16 protein-coding genes are annotated in these 17,387 nt (G+C 71.7%); 7 read left to right on the forward strand and 9 right to left on the reverse strand.

Annotation, left to right across the window (positions count from 1 at the left end; all coding sequences use genetic code 11):
- Positions 1 to 122: 122 nt before the first annotated feature.
- The 4 genes from ACIRPK_RS19995 to ACIRPK_RS20010 all read right to left on the reverse strand — a co-directional run bounded on the left by ACIRPK_RS19995 (position 123) and on the right by ACIRPK_RS20010 (position 4,644).
- The gene (locus ACIRPK_RS19995; RefSeq protein ID WP_403040578.1) at positions 123 to 1,019 is read right to left on the reverse strand and encodes an aldehyde dehydrogenase family protein; all 897 of its coding nucleotides are present in this window, start codon (positions 1,017 to 1,019) and stop codon (positions 123 to 125) included.
- Positions 1,012 to 2,490 carry an aldehyde dehydrogenase family protein gene (locus ACIRPK_RS20000; protein ID WP_403040579.1) on the reverse strand — a complete coding sequence of 493 codons (1,479 nt, stop codon included), beginning with the start codon at positions 2,488 to 2,490 and terminating at the stop codon, positions 1,012 to 1,014. The genes ACIRPK_RS19995 and ACIRPK_RS20000 overlap by 8 nt, the downstream gene beginning before the upstream one ends.
- 5 nt (positions 2,491 to 2,495) lie before the next feature.
- Positions 2,496 to 3,482, reverse strand: coding sequence for a deoxyribose-phosphate aldolase (gene deoC, locus ACIRPK_RS20005; RefSeq protein ID WP_403040654.1), 987 nt, complete (start codon positions 3,480 to 3,482; stop codon positions 2,496 to 2,498).
- Between the two features lie 94 nt (positions 3,483 to 3,576).
- Entirely contained in the window at positions 3,577 to 4,644 is a 1,068-nt protein-coding gene (locus ACIRPK_RS20010; RefSeq protein ID WP_403040580.1) for a YhcG family protein, read from the reverse strand.
- Positions 4,645 to 4,734: 90 nt separating this feature from the next.
- On the opposite strand from ACIRPK_RS20010, the gene ACIRPK_RS20015 reads away from it, so the two are divergent.
- The 5 genes from ACIRPK_RS20015 (at position 4,735) to ACIRPK_RS20035 (ending at position 8,349) form a co-directional block, all read left to right on the forward strand.
- Positions 4,735 to 5,361, forward strand: coding sequence for a TetR family transcriptional regulator (locus ACIRPK_RS20015; RefSeq protein ID WP_403040581.1), 627 nt, complete (start codon positions 4,735 to 4,737; stop codon positions 5,359 to 5,361).
- On the forward strand, positions 5,361 to 6,080 hold the full coding sequence (locus tag ACIRPK_RS20020) for a leucine-rich repeat domain-containing protein (RefSeq protein ID WP_403040582.1): 720 nt from the start codon (positions 5,361 to 5,363) through the stop codon (positions 6,078 to 6,080). The genes ACIRPK_RS20015 and ACIRPK_RS20020 overlap by 1 nt, the downstream gene beginning before the upstream one ends.
- 50 nt (positions 6,081 to 6,130) lie before the next feature.
- On the forward strand, positions 6,131 to 6,862 hold the full coding sequence (locus ACIRPK_RS20025) for an ABC transporter ATP-binding protein (RefSeq protein WP_403040583.1): 732 nt from the start codon (positions 6,131 to 6,133) through the stop codon (positions 6,860 to 6,862).
- Positions 6,859 to 7,596, forward strand: coding sequence for an ABC transporter permease (locus tag ACIRPK_RS20030; protein WP_403040584.1), 738 nt, complete (start codon positions 6,859 to 6,861; stop codon positions 7,594 to 7,596). Before ACIRPK_RS20025 ends, ACIRPK_RS20030 begins: the two co-directional genes overlap by 4 nt.
- A gap of 81 nt (positions 7,597 to 7,677) precedes the next feature.
- Entirely contained in the window at positions 7,678 to 8,349 is a 672-nt protein-coding gene (locus ACIRPK_RS20035; RefSeq protein WP_403040585.1) for a PH domain-containing protein, read from the forward strand.
- A gap of 63 nt (positions 8,350 to 8,412) precedes the next feature.
- Here ACIRPK_RS20035 and ACIRPK_RS20040 read toward each other — a convergent pair whose 3' ends face one another.
- From ACIRPK_RS20040 to ACIRPK_RS20050, 3 genes are all read right to left on the reverse strand, one after another.
- Entirely contained in the window at positions 8,413 to 10,098 is a 1,686-nt protein-coding gene (locus ACIRPK_RS20040; protein ID WP_403040586.1) for a phospho-sugar mutase, read from the reverse strand.
- 162 nt (positions 10,099 to 10,260) lie between these two features.
- A complete protein-coding gene (locus ACIRPK_RS20045; RefSeq protein WP_403040587.1) occupies positions 10,261 to 11,103 on the reverse strand; it encodes a purine-nucleoside phosphorylase in 843 nt (280 codons plus the stop codon).
- Positions 11,104 to 11,222: 119 nt separating this feature from the next.
- Complete coding sequence (locus ACIRPK_RS20050) at positions 11,223 to 11,660, reverse strand: gamma-glutamylcyclotransferase (protein WP_403040588.1); 438 nt, start codon at positions 11,658 to 11,660, stop codon at positions 11,223 to 11,225.
- A gap of 160 nt (positions 11,661 to 11,820) precedes the next feature.
- Between ACIRPK_RS20050 and ACIRPK_RS20055 the strand changes: the two genes are divergently transcribed.
- Together ACIRPK_RS20055 and ACIRPK_RS20060 are read left to right on the forward strand one after the other, a co-directional pair.
- Positions 11,821 to 13,275: an NAD(P)H-quinone dehydrogenase gene (locus ACIRPK_RS20055; protein ID WP_403040589.1), complete on the forward strand. Its 1,455-nt coding sequence runs from the start codon at positions 11,821 to 11,823 to the stop codon at positions 13,273 to 13,275.
- Positions 13,276 to 13,462: 187 nt separating this feature from the next.
- Positions 13,463 to 14,392 (forward strand): DeoR/GlpR family DNA-binding transcription regulator, encoded by a 930-nt coding sequence (locus tag ACIRPK_RS20060; protein WP_403040590.1) that lies wholly within the window; start codon positions 13,463 to 13,465, stop codon positions 14,390 to 14,392.
- Positions 14,393 to 14,568: 176 nt separating this feature from the next.
- Here the strand turns inward: ACIRPK_RS20060 and ACIRPK_RS20065 are convergent, their stop codons facing one another.
- Together ACIRPK_RS20065 and ACIRPK_RS20070 are read right to left on the reverse strand one after the other, a co-directional pair.
- Positions 14,569 to 16,344 (reverse strand): acetyl/propionyl/methylcrotonyl-CoA carboxylase subunit alpha, encoded by a 1,776-nt coding sequence (locus ACIRPK_RS20065; protein ID WP_403040591.1) that lies wholly within the window; start codon positions 16,342 to 16,344, stop codon positions 14,569 to 14,571.
- A gap of 250 nt (positions 16,345 to 16,594) precedes the next feature.
- Positions 16,595 to 17,323 carry a hypothetical protein gene (locus ACIRPK_RS20070; protein ID WP_403040592.1) on the reverse strand — a complete coding sequence of 243 codons (729 nt, stop codon included), beginning with the start codon at positions 17,321 to 17,323 and terminating at the stop codon, positions 16,595 to 16,597.
- Between the last annotated feature and the right edge of the window lie 64 nt (positions 17,324 to 17,387).

The raw sequence follows: 17,387 nt of genomic DNA on the forward strand, positions 1-17,387 counted from the left end.
AAAGGTCGACGGGCCCGCACCAGGGGGGGAGAGGTGCGGGCCCGTCTGTGGCACGTCCGGGCCCCGGGGGGGGTAGGGCACTGGGGACGGCCAGTCTGTGTGGAGTTTTCCCTGCGGGAGGGTCAGATACCCATCGGGTGCCAGACCGTCTTGGTCTCCAGGAACGAGAGTAGCCGCTCGGTTCCGGGCGCATTGGTCCAGTCCAATGCCACCTGGTCGACCGCCGGGCGGATGACTCGCTTCAGAGTATCCGCGGCGAGCACCTCGAGCTCGACCGCCGCGCCGGGGCCTTCGGTCGCGATCGCGCCGGCCAGGTCCAGGCCGTTGACGTCCTGGTGCGAGGCCAGCGTCGGGGCGATGTCGGCGGTCTTCCCGGAGATCAGGTTGACCACGCCGCCCGGCAGGTCCGAGGTGGCCAGCACCTCGCCCAGCGAGAGCGCGGGCAGCGGTGCGTCGGCGGCGGCCGCGACCACCACGGTGTTGCCCGCCGCGATCGCCGGGGCGATCACCGAGACCAGCCCGAGGAAGGAGAAGCCCGTCCCGGACTGCGGCGCGACCACGCCGATCACGCCGGACGGCTCCGGGGTGGAGAGGTTGAAGAACGGCCCGGCCACCGGGTTGGAGCTGCCCGCGATCTGCGCGACCTTGTCGGTCCAGCCCGCGTACCAGACCCAGCGGTCGATCGCGGCGTCCACCAGGGCGGCGGCCTTCTTGGCCCCGATGCCCTCGGCGAGCGCCACCTCGGCGGCGAACTGCTCGCGGCGGCCCTGCAGCATCTCGGCGGTCCGGTACAGCACCTGGCCGCGGTTGTACGCGGTGGTGCCGGCCCAGCCCTTGACGGCCGCCCGGGCCGCGAGCACCGCGTCCCGGGTGTCCTTACGGGTGCCGAGCGGAGCGTTGGCGAGCCACTGGCCCTTGGAGTCGGACACCTCGTACACCCGCCCGCTCTCGGAGCGCGGGAACTTCCCGCCGACGTACAGCTTGTAGGTCTTGAAGACGCTCAGGGTGGTCTCAGACATCGAGGTACGCCTCCAGGCCGTGGCGACCGCCTTCGCGGCCGTAGCCCGACTCCTTGTAGCCGCCGAACGGCGAGGTCGGGTCGAACTTGTTGAAGGTGTTGGCCCAGACCACACCGGCCTTGAGCTGGTTCGCCATCCAGAGGATGCGCGAGCCCTTCTCGGTCCAGATGCCCGCCGACAGCCCGTACGGGGTGTTGTTGGCCTTCTCGACCGCCTCGGTGGGCGTGCGGAAGGTCAGCACCGAGAGCACCGGGCCGAAGATCTCCTCGCGGGCGATCCGGTGGGCCTGCGAGACACCGGTGAACAGGGTCGGGCGGAACCAGTAACCGGCGCCCGGGAGTTCGCACTCCGGGGCCCAGCGCTCGGCGCCCTCGGCCTCGCCCGCCGCCGACAGCTCGGTGATCCGCGCGAGCTGCGCGGCCGAGTTGATGGCGCCGATGTCGGTGTTCTTGTCCAGCGGGTCGCCGACCCGCAGGGTGCCCATCCGGCGCTTCAGCGCGTCCAGCAGCTCGTCCTGGATCGACTCCTGGACCAGCAGGCGGGAGCCCGCGCAGCAGACGTGACCCTGGTTGAAGAAGATGCCGTTCACGATGCCCTCGACCGCCTGGTCGATCGGCGCGTCGTCGAAGACGATGTTCGCGGCCTTGCCGCCGAGCTCCAGCGAGAGCTTCTTCCGGCTGCCCGCGAGCTGCTTGGCGATCGCCCGGCCGACCGGGGTCGAGCCGGTGAAGGCGACCTTGTTGACGTCCGGGTGCGAGGTCAGCGCGGCGCCGGTGCGGCCGTCACCGGTGACGATGTTGACCACGCCCTTGGGCAGACCGGCCTGGCGGCAGATCTCGGCGAACCGCAGCGCGGTCAGCGGGGTGGTCTCGGCCGGCTTCAGCACGACCGTGTTGCCGGTGGCCAGCGCGGGCGCGATCTTCCAGGCCAGCATCAGCAGCGGGAAGTTCCACGGGATGACCTGGCCGGCCACGCCGAGCGGCTTCGGGTTGGCGCCGTAGCCCGCGAAGTCGAGCTTGTCGGCCCAGCCCGCGTAGTAGAAGAAGTGCGCGGCGACCAGCGGGAGGTCGACGTCCCGGGTCTCCCGGATCGGCTTGCCGTTGTCGATCGACTCCAGCACCGCCAGCTCGCGCGAGCGCTCCTGGATGATCCGGGCGATCCGGAACAGGTACTTGGCCCGCTCGCTGCCCGGCAGTGCCGACCAGTCGGTGAACGCCTTGCGGGCGGCGGCGACCGCGCGCTCCACGTCCTCGTCGGTGCCCTGCGCGAACTCCGCCAGCACCTGCTCGGTGGCCGGGTTGACGGTCTTCAGCGCCTCGCTGCCGGAGGAGTCGACGAACTCGCCGCCGATGAAGTGGCCGTACGAGGTGGCGATCTCACCGGCGGCGGCCGGCGACTCGGGCGCGGGGGCGTAGCTGAAGAGACCGCCCTTGGGGGCCTCGGCCTGCTGCGGCTGCTTGTTCTTGGCCATGGGGATCAGTCCACCGTCACGTAGTCGGGACCGGAGTACCGGCCGGTGGTCAGCTTCTGACGCTGCATCAGCAGGTCGTTGAGCAGGCTGGAGGCGCCGAAACGGAACCAGTGCGGGGACAGCCAGTCGTCGCCGAGCGTCTCGTTGACCATCACCAGGTACTTCATGGCGTCCTTGGTGGTCTTGATGCCACCGGCCGGCTTCACGCCGATCTGCACGCCGGTCTGCTGCCTGAAGTCGCGGACGGCCTCCAGCATCAGCAGGGTGACCGGGGGAGTCGCGTTGACGGCGACCTTGCCGGTGGAGGTCTTGATGAAGTCGGCGCCGGCCAGCATCCCGAGCCAGGAGGCGCGGCGCACGTTGTCGTACGTCTGCAGCTCGCCGGTCTCGAAGATCACCTTGAGGTGGGCGGCGGTGCCGTCGGCCCGCCGGCACGCCTGCTTGACCGCGACGATCTCGTTGAAGACGTCCAGGTACCGGCCGGAGAGGAAGGCCCCCCGGTCGATCACCATGTCGATCTCGTCCGCCCCGGCGGCCACCGCGTCGGCGGTGTCGGCCAGCTTCACCGGCAGCGCGACGCGCCCGGCCGGGAAGGCGGTGGCGACCGAGGCCACCTGGATGTCGGTGCCCGCGAGGGCGGCCTTGGCGGTGGCGACCATGTCCGGGTAGACGCAGATCGCGGCGACCCGGGGGGCGCTCGGGTCGGTCGGGTCGGGGTTCCGGCCCTTGGTGCACAGGGCGCGCACCTTGCCGTGGGTGTCCGCGCCTTCCAGCGTGGTCAGGTCGATCATCGAGATCGCCAGGTCGATGGCGTACGCCTTCGCCGTGGTCTTGATCGATCGAGTACCGAGAGTGGCGGCGCGGGCTTCCAGGCCGACGGCGTCGACGCCGGGCAGGCCGTGCAGAAAGCGGCGGAGCGAGGCCTCGGACGCCGCAACGTCCTCAAGGCCGCCGCCCGCAGCGCCGGGGGCATTGGCTGCAACAGTGGACATAGTCACCAGACCAGCATATCTACGCGCGTAGCGATACGCTAGGCCCACCCACTTTCGATGCTGGACCGATATCTCCCCCGGCGGGCCGGGCCGCCTACGCCTCGTGCTTCTCCAGCACCTCGCGCGTCACCCGGGTCAGGTCCTCCGGGCTCGGCAGCAGTGGGCGCAGCTCGGCCGGCAGGGTCTGGTACGTCGTCACCGCGAGCGGCTGGCTGGTGCCGCGCAGCGAGTACTGCACCACCTCCTCGTCCCGGTGGGCGGCGATCAGGATGCCGAGGGTGCCCTCGTCGTGCTTCGGGTCACGCACCATGTCGTCCACCACGGCGGTGTAGAAGCTGAGCTTGCCGACGTGCTCGGGTTGGGCGCGGCCGATCTTCAGCTCGATGACCACGTACCGGTGGAGCCGGGTGTGGTAGAAGAGCAGGTCGATCCGGAAGTCCTGACTGCCGACCCGGAGCTTGTACTGACGTCCGACCAGGGCGAAGCCGACGCCGAGTTCCTGGAGGAAGCAGATGACGTGCCGGACCAGCGCGGTTTCGAGGTCCTCTTCGGTGTGGTCGGGGTCGAGTTTGGTGAACTCGACCTGGTAGGGGTCCTTGACCAGGTCCTTCAACAGGTCTGCGCCCTTGGGGATGGTGGCGTCGAAGTTGTTGAGGGCGATGCCCTCGCGCAGGTGCAGCTTGGTCTCGATGTGGTGCACGAGGACGTTTCGGGACCAGCCGTGCTGGACGGCCCGTGCGGCGTAGAAGTCCCTGGTCGGGAGGTCGTCGAGGGAATCCAGCAGAACCATGATGTGGCCCCAGGGCAATTGGGCGGCAGCTTGCTGCCTAATTGCCTCCGGCCAGACCGAGGCCATGTGCTGCATGTACCGGAGGGACCGCGGCGAGTAGCCGCGCTGGCCCGGGAAGGTGGTGCGCAGGTCGACGGAGAGCCGGGCGACGACCTTCGTGCCCCACTTCTCCTTGGCCTGCCGTTCCAGGATGATCCGCCCGATCCGCCAGTAGTGCTCGATCAACTCGGTGTTGATGACCCGGTGCACCCGGATGGCAGCCGAGGTGATCTCGGCCTTGACGTCCCGCAACAGCTCGTCGTACCCGGGCGGGGTGCTGTCGCCGGTCGCCTGGGCGGGGACGTTGCGGTGGATTTCGACTTCGTTGTTCATGGCGCGCATGCTGCAGCTCCGCTCATTCGCGTGCGGAGGAGAAACCTTTCGGCTCACCCGAAAGAGTTGCGGCCCGGCGAGAATGACCAGGTGACCTCAGCAGAGCAGCCCGCCGTGCCCGGCACCACCCCCCGCAAGCGGACCGGCCGGCGCCCCGGCTCGACCGACACCCGCCGTACCGTGCTGGAGGCGGCCCGGGCCGAGTTCGCCGCGCGCGGGTACGAGAAGGCGAGCATGCGGGCGATCGCCCGGGCCGCCGGGGTGGACTCGGCGCTGCTGCACCACTACTTCGGCAGCAAGGACCAGCTCTTCCTGGCCGCGCTGGAACTGCCCGTCGACCCACGGGCCGTGGTGGAGCACGCCCTGGCCGGCGACCGGGCCACCGTCGGCGAGCGGGTCGCGGGCTTCGTGCTCACACTCTGGGAGCAACCCGGCGTACTGGACCGGATGCTCGCGCTGATCCGGGCGGCGGCCACCACCGAGCAGGTCGCGCAGCTGATGCGCGGCTTCGTGACGGCAGAGCTGATCACCCGGATCGCCGCCGAGCTGGACGTGGAGCAGCCGGAGCTCCGGGCCGAGCTGATGTTCTCCCAGGTCGTCGGCCTGGCGATGGCCCGTTACGTGGTGAAGGTCGAGCCGCTCGCCTCCGCCACCCGCGAGGAACTGCTGCCCCTGCTCGCCCCCACCTTCCAGAACTACCTGACGGCAGGTGCCTGATGGAGCCGACCCTCAACTACTGGCGCCGCCCGCTCACCGAGGTCCCGGACGAGGTCTGGCACCACCCGGGCCTGCGCGTACTGATCCTCGCCGACACCGGACTGGCCACCCTCCCGCCCGAGATCGGCGAGCTCCGGCAGCTGCGCACCCTCGACCTCGGCCACAACCAACTCACCGAACTCCCACCCCAGCTCGGCAACTTGACCGAGCTCACCGACTTCCTCTACCTGCACGACAACCAACTGACGGTCCTCCCGCCGTCCCTTGCCCGGCTGACCGCCCTCCGGTACCTCAATCTCTCCGAGAATCGGCTTGCCCAACTCCCGTCCACCATCGGTGATCTGACATCCCTGCTCGAACTTCGGTCCCAGCACAACCGGTTGACCACTCTCCCGGCCGGTATCGGCGAGCTCCGAGCCCTGCGCGAACTCTGGCTGCGGGGCAACGCCATCAATCAACTGCCCGACTCCATCGCCCAGTTGTCTGCGCTGCGCCACCTCGACCTGCGGGAGAACGCCCTCCCCGTCCTCCCCGAATCCCTGGCCGCGCTGCCCCGTCTGCGCCACCTCGATCTCCGCTCCAACCAACTCCGCACCCTGCCGGACTGGCTCCCCGCCATGCCCGCCCTGGAGAAGCTGGACCTGCGCTGGAACGACGTACAGCCGTCGCCGTCGCTACTGGCCGAGCTCACCCGGCGCGGCTGCACCGTCCTCCACTGACTGGCGCCCATCTCCTTGACGAGTGCCGCACGGCGCGCAAAACTCATCATATGATGAATTCTTCGGCGGGCCCGGCGCCCGCCATCCGGACCGGCGGCCTCACGGTCGTCCGGGGCGGCCACCCCGTCCTGCACGGCCTCGACCTGGAGGTCCCGGCCGGCTCGGTCACCGGCCTGCTCGGGCCGAGCGGCTGCGGCAAGACCACCCTGCTGCGCTCGATCGTCGGTGTGCAGCGGATCTCGGGCGGCCGGGTCGAGGTGCTCGGGGCACCGGCCGGCAGCGCCGGACTGCGCAGCCGGATCGGCTACCTGACCCAGGCCCCGTCCGTCTACGGCGACCTCACCGTGGCCGAGAACCTGCGCTACTTCGCCGCCGTGCTCGGTGCCCCGGCCGGCGACCCGGACCGGGTGGCCGAGGCGGTCGGCCTCACCGCCCACCGGGACCACCGCGCGGCCCGGCTCTCCGGCGGCCAGCGGGCCCGGGTCTCGCTGGCCGCCGCACTGCTCGGCCGCCCCGAGCTGCTGGTCCTGGACGAACCGACGGTCGGCCTCGACCCGGTGCTCCGCCGCGACCTCTGGCAGCTCTTCCGGGACCTCGCCGACGCGGGCAGCACCCTGCTGGTCTCCAGCCACGTGATGGACGAGGCGGTCCGCTGCGACCGGCTGCTGCTGATGCGCGACGGCCGCCTGCTGGCCGCCGACACCCCGGCCGGCCTGCTCGCCAGGACCGGCGCCGCCGACGTGGACGCCGCCTTCCTCAGCCTGGTCGGGAGCACCTCGTGAACCTCCGTCGCACCCTGGCCACCGCCCGCCGCGTGCTCGCCCAGCTCCGGCACGACCCGAGGACCCTGGCGATGCTGCTGGTGGTGCCCTGCCTGCTGCTCACCCTGCTCCGGTACATGTTCGACGGGCAGCCCCGGGTCTTCGACCAGGTCGGCGGCGCCCTGCTGGGCATCTTCCCGCTGCTGGTGATGTTCCTGGTCACCTCGGTCGCGATGCTCCGGGAACGCACCAGCGGCACCCTGGAACGCCTGCTCACCATGCCGCTCGGCAAGCTCGACCTGCTGCTCGGTTACGCGATCGCCTTCGGCCTGGTCGCCCTGGTCCAGGCCGCGCTGGCGTCCGCGCTCACCCTCGGCCTGCTCGGCCTCGACATCCAGGGCCCGACCTGGCTGGTCTTCGCGGTCGCGGTCGGCGACGGACTGCTCGGGATGGCGCTCGGCCTGCTGGTCTCCGCGTTCGCCGAGACCGAGTTCCAGGCCGTCCAGTTCCTCCCGGCGGTGATCCTGCCGCAGCTCCTGCTCTGCGGCCTGTTCGTCCCCAGGGACGCGATGGCCCCCGTGCTCCGCTGGGTCTCCGACGTGCTCCCGCTCTCGTACGCGGTGGATGCGATGGACCACCTCAGCACCGGCCCGGACGTCACCGGCGACCTGGTCCGCGATCTGGCGGTGATCGGCGGCTGCGTGCTGCTGGCCCTCACCCTCGGGGCGGCCACCCTGCGGCGTCGTACGGCCTGACGGGTCGTCGGGTGCCCGGCGCCGGGCTGAGCGGCCGCACCTCCCGGCGCCGGGTGTGAGGCATGGTGCAGAATCGGCCCCATGACCGAATCCGACGGCAAGCCCGACCCGGGCACCGCCGCCTCCGAGCCCAAGTACGCCGACCGCGTCTACCGCTCCGTGCCGGGCGTGATCTCCGGCGTGCTGCTGCTGGCCGTGGCCGCCTGGCTGATCATCGACGCGCTGCTCACCGGTACGGGCCGGACCCCCTGGATCGCGTTGGCCTGCGCCCCGGTCTTCGTCTTCCCGGTGATCGCCTACACGATCCGGCCCGCGGTGCTGGCGAGCGACTCCCGGCTGCTGGTCCGCAACCCGTTCCGGACCGTGCACGTGCCGTGGGCCGCGGTGGAGGGCATCCGGGCCGGCTACTCGGTGGAGCTCTTCGCCGGCGGCAGGAAGTACCAGGTCTGGGCCGTCCCGGTGTCCCTCCGGGCCCGCAAGAAGGCCACCCGGGCGGCCTCCCGGGCCGCGGCCGCCGACGACCCCCGGTCCTCCCGCAGCGCCGGTCTGGTCAACCCGATGCGGTCGGGCCGGCCGGACCCCACCAAGGCCTGGTCCGACCAGGTGGTCAACACCCTGCTGGAGATCGCCGAGCGGAACGCCGGCAGCCCCGCCGCGGCCGGCCCGGTGACGGTCGGCTGGTGCTGGTGGATCATCGCGCCCGCCGCGATCGGCCTGGTCACCCTGGTCACCCTGATCCTCGCCACCAACTGACCGCGGACAGCACGGTGCCCGGCTCCCCGCACGGGGAACCGGGCACCGTCGCGTCACGGGCCGTCAGATGCCGGCGGCCGCCGCCAGGTCGCGCTTGATCGCGTCGAGCAGCTCCGTTGCCCGCGCCCGGCTGCCGGCCAGGTCGGCAGCGGTGGTGACCGGGAGGACGACCTCCAGGTAGCACTTGAGCTTGGGCTCGGTGCCGGACGGGCGGACCACGATCCGGGCGCCGGTGACGGACTCGCCGGCCAGCTGGTAGCGCAGGCCGTCGGTCGGCGGCAGCTCGGCCGTACCGGCCGTCAGGTCGTCGGCGCGGGTCACCTTCAGGCCCGCCAGCAGGGTCGGCGGCTGATCGCGCAGGCGCTGCATGGCGTTCGCGATCAGCGAGAGGTCGTCCACCCGGACGGACAACTGGTCGGTGGCGTGCAGGCCGTGCTCCAGCGCCAGGTCGTCCAGCAGGTCGGTCAGCGTGCGGCCGGACCGCTTGAGGGTGGCGGCGAGTTCGGCGACCAGCAGGGCGGCGGTGATGCCGTCCTTGTCGCGGACGCCCTCGGGGTCGACGCTGTAGCCGAGCGCCTCCTCGTAGCCGTACCGCAGGCCGTCCGCGCGGGAGATCCACTTGAAGCCGGTCAGCGTCTCGGCGTAGCCGAGGCCCGCCGCCGCCGCGATCCGGCCGAGCAGGGTGGACGAGACGATGGTGGTGGCGAAGGTGCCGGTGGCGTGCTTGGCGACCAGGGCGGCGCCGAGCAGTGCGCCCACCTCGTCGCCGCGCAGCATCCGCCACCCGCCGTTGTCCGCGACGGCGACCGCGCAGCGGTCCGCGTCCGGGTCGTTGGCGATCACCAGGTCGGGCCCGACCGAGGCGGCGGTGCGGAACGCGAGGTCCATCGCGCCCGGCTCCTCCGGGTTGGGGAAGGCCACGGTGGGGAAGTCCGGGTCGGGCTCGGCCTGCTCGGCCACCACGGTCGGGGCCGGGAAGCCGGCCTGCTTGAAGGCGGACACCAGGGTGTCCCGGCCGACGCCGTGCATCGGGGTGTAGACCACGTCGAGGTCGCGGGGCCCGGCCGGGTCGAGCACGGTGACGGCCCGGTCCAGGTACGCCTCGACCACGTCCTCGCCGAGCACCTCCCAGCCGTCCTCGGCCAGCGGCACCTGGTCCAGCGAGACGATCGCGTCGATCTCGGCGGCGATGCCCGCGTCGGCGGGCGGGACGATCTGCGAGCCGTCGCCCAGGTAGACCTTGTAGCCGTTGTCCTGCGGCGGGTTGTGGCTGGCGGTCACGGTGACGCCGGCCGCCGCACCCAGGCGGCGGACGGCGAAGGCCAGCACCGGGGTGGGCAGTGCGCGCGGCAGCAGCGCGGCCCGGAGCCCGGCGCCGACCACCACGGCGGCGGTGTCCCGGGCGAAGTCGTACGACTTGTGCCGGGCGTCGTAGCCGATCACCACCAGGTCACCGAGCTGCTCGGCCTTCACGTACGCGACCAGTCCGGCGGCGGCCCGGATCACCACGGCCCGGTTCATCCGCATCGGGCCCGCGCCCAGCTCGCCGCGCAGGCCGGCGGTGCCGAACTGGAGCCGGTCGCTGAAGCGCTCGGCCAGTCGGGACCAGGCGATCCGCCCGTCGGCCTCGGGGTCACCCTCGGCGGCGGCCAGCAGCGCGGTCAGCTCCTCCCGGGTGTCCGGGTCCGGGTCCTCGGCGAGCCAGGTCCGGGCGCGGGCGAGGAGGTCGGTGGTCGGTGCCTGGGACATTGCTGCCAGCTCCCTCTGAGGGTGAGTGGGAAAGAGACGGAGCCGCCGCCCGGAGAGCGGGTGCCGGGCCCGGCGGGAGCGGCTCCACGAGGAGCGTCCCACCGGGCCCGGCACCACCTCGGTGCGACGGCTCCGGATTACTGATTCTGCGTCAGACGACGGTCAGATCCGCTCAAGGACCTTGGCCAGCAGCGCGCCCATCCGCTCGGCGCTGGCCTTGCCGGCCTCCAGCACCTCTTCGTGGTTCAGCGGCTCGCCGGTGATGCCGGCCGCCAGGTTGGTGACCAGCGAGATGCCCAGCACCTCGGCGCCGGCCTCGCGGGCGGCGATCGCCTCCAGCGTGGTGGACATGCCGACCAGCTCGCCGCCGATCGCCCGGACCATGCCGATCTCGGCCGGGGTCTCGTAGTGCGGGCCGCGGAACTGCACGTAGACGGCCTCGTCGAGGGACGGGTCCACCTCGCGGCAGAGCTCGCGCAGCCGCTTGGAGTACAGGTCGGTGAGGTCGACGAAGTTGGCGCCGACGATCGGGGAGTCCGCGGTGAGGTTGATGTGGTCGCTGATCAGCACCGGCTGACCGGGCACCCAGCCCTCGCGCAGACCGCCGCAGCCGTTGGTCAGCACCACGGTCTCGACGCCCGCCGCGACGGCGGTGCGGACGCCGTGCACCACGGTGGCCACGCCGTGGCCCTCGTAGTAGTGGTTGCGGCCGAGGAAGATCAGCGCGCGCTTGTCGCCGATCTTCACCGAGCGGATCTTGCCGGAGTGACCCGCGACGGCGGGGGCCGGGAAGCCGGGCAGGTCGGTGACCGGGAACTCAGCCACGGTCTCGCCGAGGGCGTCGGCAGCCGGCACCCAGCCGGAGCCCATCACCAGGGCGACGTCGTGGCGCTCGGCACCGGTCAGCTCACGCAGACGCGCGGCGGCCGCCTGAGCGGCGGCGTAGGGGTCGGCGGAGACGTTGGACTGAGGAGATGCGTTCACGTCACCGAGAATAGACGGCATTCGCCTACGCGCGTAGACATACCCGGCTAACCATGCCGGATCGTTACCCGGATGACCTAGAGACCCAAACGAACACCCGCTACGGGCCGCTCTGTTCGGACAGTCCTACAAGCCGGTCGTCAGCAGGGCCGTCGCCGCAGGTCCAGCACGTAGTCGTGCGGTGCGCCGGCGCTCTCCGCCGCGTCCGCGACCATGCCCAGGTAGCGGGCGGCGGGCAGCCCGCCCTCCCAGTCGTTCAGCACGTACGTCCAGACCGGGATGTCCCCGTCCAGGGTGTGCGCCCGGAGCCGGATCTTCCGGTAGATCCCGAGCTGCACGCCCTCCCAGCGGTCGAGACCGTCCTCGTCCATCGGCGCGACGTCGTACAGCGAGACGAAGACCTGGTCCTTCTCGTCCTCCACCACGGTGGCCAGCGAGCCCTCCCAGCCCAGCTGCTCGCCGCCGAAGGTCAGGCGCCAGCCGTCCAGCCACCCCGTGCCGCGCAGCGGCGAGTGGGGGGCGCGGCGGCTCATCTGCCGGGCGTCGAGGTTCGTGGCGTACGCGGCGTAGAGGGGCATGGGCGTCACCTTACGGGAGAGCGGCGCTCGCAAGGGAGCGGGTACGGAGCTTCTGACGGTCCGTCCGAACGCGTATTCCGGACACTTCCCGACCGGCTCCGACCGGAGCTGAGCACAAGGCGACGCCCCCGGCGTGGCGCCGGTCCCGGCGTACGGGACAATGGTGCCCGTGACTCGGATCGTGATCATCGGTGGCGGACCCGGCGGATATGAGGCGGCCCTCGTGGCCGCCCAGCTCGGCGCGGAGGTGACCGTTGTCGACCGCGACGGTCTGGGCGGATCGGCGGTGCTGACGGACTGCGTGCCGTCCAAGACCCTGATCGCGACGGCGGAGGTGATGACCACCTTCGACAGCTCGTACGAGGAGCTGGGCATCATCGTCGCGGACGACACCCCGCCGATCGAGGGATCGGCCCGGGTGGTGGGGGTCGACCTCGGCAAGGTCAACCGACGGGTGAAGCGGCTGGCCATCGCCCAGTCGCACGACATCACCCAGTCGGTCACCCGGGCCGGTGTCACCGTGCTGCGCGGTAAGGGCCGGCTCGGTCCCGGCGGCCAGGCGGCGGACGGCTCCCGCGAGGTGATCGTGGACGGCGCCGACGGCTCGACCGAGACGCTCCGGGCCGACGCGGTGCTGATCGCCACCGGCGTGCACCCCAGGGAGCTCCCGGACGCCCAGCCGGACGGCGAGCGGATCCTGAACTGGACCCAGGTCTACGAGCTGGAGGAGCTGCCGCGCGAGCTGATCGTGGTCGGCTCCGGCGTCACCGGCGCCGAGTTCGCCGGTGCGTACCAGGCGCTCGGCTCCAAGGTCACCCTGGTCTCCTCCCGCGACCGGGTGCTGCCCGGCGAGGACCCGGACGCCGCCGAGGTGCTGGAGGAGGTGTTCCGCCGGCGCGGCATGAACGTGATGAGCCGTTCGCGCGCCGAGAGCGCCAAGCGGATCGGCGACCGGGTCGAGGTGACCCTCTCGGACGGCACCGTGATCGAGGGCACCCACTGTCTGATGGCGGTCGGCTCGGTGCCGAACACCGCCGGTCTCGGCCTGGAGGAGGCCGGGGTCAAGCTCAACGACTGGGGCCAGATCCAGGTCGACCGGGTCTCCCGGACCAGCGCCCCCGGCGTCTACGCGGCCGGCGACTGCACCGGCGTCTTCATGCTCGCCTCGGTCGCCGCGATGCAGGGCCGGATCGCGATGTACCACGTGCTCGGCGACGCGGTGCAGCCGCTCAACCTGAAGACGGTGGCCTCCAACGTCTTCACCGACCCGGAGATCGCCACGGTCGGCTACACCGCCACCGACGTCTCCTGCGGGAAGATGGACGCGATCGCGATCAAGCTCCCGCTGCGCGGCAACCCGCGGGCCAAGATGCAGGGCATCCGGGACGGCTTCGTGAAGCTGCTCTGCCGCCCGGGCACCGGCATCGTGGTGGGCGGTGTGGTGGTCGCGCCGCGGGCCAGCGAACTCATCCATTCGATCTCGCTCGCCGTGGACAACAACTTGACGGTCGAACAGGTGGCCGGTGCCTTCACGGTCTACCCGTCGCTCTCCGGCTCCACCGCCGAGGCCGCCCGCCAGCTGCACATCCGCAAGCGGGAGGACTCGGACTCCTGAGCTGCGGAACGGAGTTGGGGCGGTCGCCGGCGGCGGCCGCCTCTGCCGTCTCACCCGCCCGGCCCAGCGTGACCCCCGGTAGCTGACGGCGCGTATTGTACGGTCGCGCGCTGCTCCGAGGTGAGCATTTCCCGATACCAGCTGCAAACGCCTGAAAGCAGACGGTCATTCAGTTACCGTCGGTTCTGTGTTTGCTGCAGAACGTCGCCAGTTGATCCTCGAAATGGTGCGCGCCAACGGAGCGGTATCGCTCCGCGAGTTGGCCCGCGTCGTCCAGACCTCCGAAGTCACCGTACGTCGGGACGTACGGGCGCTGGAGGCCGAAGGGCTGCTCGACCGCCGGCACGGCGGCGCGGTGCTCCCCGGCGGCTTCAGCAGGGAGCCCGGCTATCCGCAGAAGACCCATCTCGCGGCCGCCGAGAAGAGCGCGATCGCCGATCTCGCCGCCTCGATGGTCGAGGAGGGGGACGCCGTGGTGGTCGGTGCGGGCACCACCACGCAGGAGTTGGCCCGTCGGCTGGCCCGGGTCCCCGGGCTGACGGTGGTCACCAACTCGCTGCTGGTCGCCCAGGCGCTGGCCCACGCCAACCGGGTGGAGGTGGTGATGACCGGCGGTACGCTGCGCGGTTCCAACTACGCCCTGGTGGGCAGCGGGGCGGAGCAGTCGCTGCACGGGCTGCGGGTCTCCAAGGCCTTCATCTCCGGCAGTGGGCTGACCGCCGAGCGCGGGCTCTCCACCACCAACATGCTCTCCGCGAGCGTGGACCGGGCACTGGTGCAGTCGGCTGCCGAGGTCATCGTCCTCGCCGACCACACCAAGCTCGGCGCGGACACCATGTTCCAGACCGTCCCGACCGAGGCGATCACCCGCCTGGTGACGGACGAGCAGGCCGCCGGGACGGACCCGACCGCCCGCGAGCTGGACGCGCTCGCCGACTGCGGCGTGCAGATCTCGATCGCCCCGCTCGGCGCCCCGGCCGACACGTCCCCGGCGCACCAGCAGTCCGCGCCGGTCAACGCCGCCCCCCGCCGCCCCGCCCCACTCCCCGGACAGCGCCGCCCGGCCCACCAACTCCCGGGCCGTCTCGCCGAATTGAGCCCGTCCCGTGCGCGCTGAGCACGACAGGTGCTCAGCCCGCCACGGAGGCAGGGGCTCGGGGAACTGGGACGCCGACCCCGGAAAGGGTCACCGGTGCGTAGGCGGTCAGGCCCGTTCGCCTGTTGACCCGCACACCACGTAGCGTCGCCGTTCCCCGAGCCCCTGGACAGTGCAGGCAGAGCTCGGACCGGACGTCAGTCCTTGATCTCGCAGAGCACCGCACCGCTGCTCACGCTGCCGCCGACCTCGGCCTTGAGGCCGGTGACGGTGCCCGCCTTGTGGGCGTTGAGCGGCTGCTCCATCTTCATCGCCTCCAGGACCACGATCAGCTCGCCCTCGGCGACCACCTGGCCCTCCTCGACGGCGACCTTGACGATCGTGCCCTGCATCGGCGAGGCCAGCGTGTCACCGCCGGCCGCCGCGCCGGCCTTCTTCGCGCCGACCCGGCGCTTGGCCTTGCCGGTCGCCGAGGCACCGGCCGCCGGAGCGGAGGAGACCCCGAGCGAGGAGGGCAGCGAGACCTCGATCCGCTTGCCGCCGACCTCGACCACCACGGTCTCCCGCTGGTCGGCCTCGTCCGCGTCCGCGCCACCGCCGGTGAAGGCCGGGATGGTGTTGGCGAACTCGGTCTCGATCCACCGGGTGAAGACCGTGAACGGGCCCTCGCCGCCGTGCACCTCCGGCGCGAACGCCGGGTCGGTGACGACCGCCTGGTGGAACGGGATGGCGGTGGCCATGCCCTCGACCTTGAACTCGGCGAGCGCCCGGGCGGCGCGCTGCAGCGCCTGCTTGCGGGTGGCGCCGGTGACGATCAGCTTGGCCAGCAGCGAGTCCCAGGCGGGGCCGATGACCGAACCGGTCTCGACGCCCGCGTCCAGCCGGACACCGGGGCCTGACGGCGGCGCGAACAGCGTCACGGTGCCGGGCGCCGGGAGGAAGTTGCGGCCCGGGTCCTCGCCGTTGATGCGGAACTCCAGCGAGTGGCCGCGGATCTCCGGGTCGTCGTACCCGAGCTCCTCGCCGTCGGCGATCCGGAACATCTCGCGGACCAGGTCGATCCCGGTGACCTCCTCGGAGACCGGGTGCTCCACCTGGAGCCGGGTGTTGACCTCCAGGAAGGAGATCAGCCCGTCCTGGGAGACCAGGAACTCGCAGGTGCCGGCGCCGACGTAGCCCGCCTCGCGGAGGATCGCCTTGGAGGCGCGGTACAGCTCTGCGTTCTGCTCGTCCGTCAGGAACGGCGCGGGCGCCTCCTCGACCAGCTTCTGGTGCCGGCGCTGGAGCGAGCAGTCCCGGGTGGAGACGACCACCACGTTGCCGTGGCTGTCGGCCAGGCACTGGGTCTCCACGTGCCGCGGGTTGTCCAGGTACTGCTCGACGAAGCACTCGCCGCGACCGAAGGCGGCGACCGCCTCGCGGACCGCCGACTCGTACAGCTCGGGGATCTCCTCGAGCGTGCGGGCGACCTTGAGGCCGCGGCCGCCGCCGCCGAACGCCGCCTTGATGGCGACCGGCAGGCCGTGCTCGCGGGCGAACACCACGACCTCGTCGGCGCCCTGGACCGGCTCCGGCGTACCGGCCACCAGCGGGGCGCCGGCGCGCTGGGCGACGTGACGGGCGGTCACCTTGTCGCCGAGGTCGCGGATCGCCTGCGGCGGGGGGCCGATCCAGGTCAGGCCCGCGTCGAGCACGGCCTGGGCGAAGTCCGCGTTCTCGGACAGGAAGCCGTAGCCGGGGTGGATCGCGTCCGCCCCGGAGTCCGCCGCCGCCTGGAGCACCTTGGCGATGTCCAGGTAACTGGTGGCGGGGGTGTCGCCGCCGAGCGCGTACGCCTCGTCGGCCGCACGGACGTGGAGGGCGTCCCGGTCCGGCTCGGCGTAGACGGCGACGCTGGCGATACCGGCATCCGAGCAGGCCCGGGCGACTCGGACGGCGATTTCGCCACGGTTGGCGATGAGCACCTTGCGCACGTTTGGCTCCCTTCTTGAACCACGTTGAGTTTATGGATTGCGAGGGTGTACCGGCGAGTAGCCCCAGGTGGTGAGCTTGCCCACACGGAGCGTGACGCGATTTCGTGATCACCCGGATACGGAGCGGCATGCGCCGCTGATGGGGACGTTACGCGGTCGGCCTATAGCGCGCCCGAAGCCGAGCTGGGACGCTCCGGGCGCGCCGTGGCCTTCACCACATCACCTGCACCGTCCGGTTCATCCGCCCACCTCAGCCGACCGTCGCGAAGGCTTTGACGGTGACGTCCGAGGCGAGTTCGACCACGTCGGGCCCGTACGCGTCCGGGTTGACCACCCGGAGCACCAGGGCGAACCCGCCGTCCCGGCCGTGCCGGTGGGCCAACTGCCGGTGACGGGAGGTCAGGTAGCGGACCGCCGCGTGGTTGGAGGTCGCGGTCTGGCCGGCTATCAGGAAGACCGGGCGGCTGCCGGGGCCGGCGTGCACCCGGGCCAGCAGGACGTACGCCCGCGGCGTCCCGTCGGCGGAGCCGAACCGGAAGGTCTCGTCGCCCACCGCTATGGTGCTCGCCCACTGCGGCCCCGGCTCGGCGGTGAAGCTCACCCCGGGCAGCCAGTTGGCCAGGTGGGCGGCGGTCCGGTCGTTGCTCTCCGGGCCGCCGAGGCAGAACTCGGCCTTCCCGCCCAGCCCCTGGCGGACCTGGTCGTGCGCGACGAGGTCGGCCTGCGCGCCGCACTCCCTGACCAGCGCGGCCAACTCCATCAGCGCGTACACGTCGTTGCGCGAGACGCTCTTCGAACTCGTCGCCGCGGTGTGCCGGTTGACCACCAGCAGGCATTCGGTGCCGCCAGGCAGGCCGAAGAACTCCCGGACCCGGCCGAGGCGTCGGCGGCGCCGCACGGTGTGGGCGAGCCAGCCGAGGCCGGCGCTGATCGCGCTGGCCAGCAGGCCGAGCACCAGGTTGAGCAGGCTGTCGATCATCGCGCTGTCCCTCCCTGGTCCCTTCCCGATCCGACGACCGCGCCAGCCTAGCGGCCGGGCCGAT

The organism is Kitasatospora sp. NPDC101801 (genome assembly GCF_044766665.1).
GTDB lineage: Bacteria > Actinomycetota > Actinomycetes > Streptomycetales > Streptomycetaceae > Kitasatospora.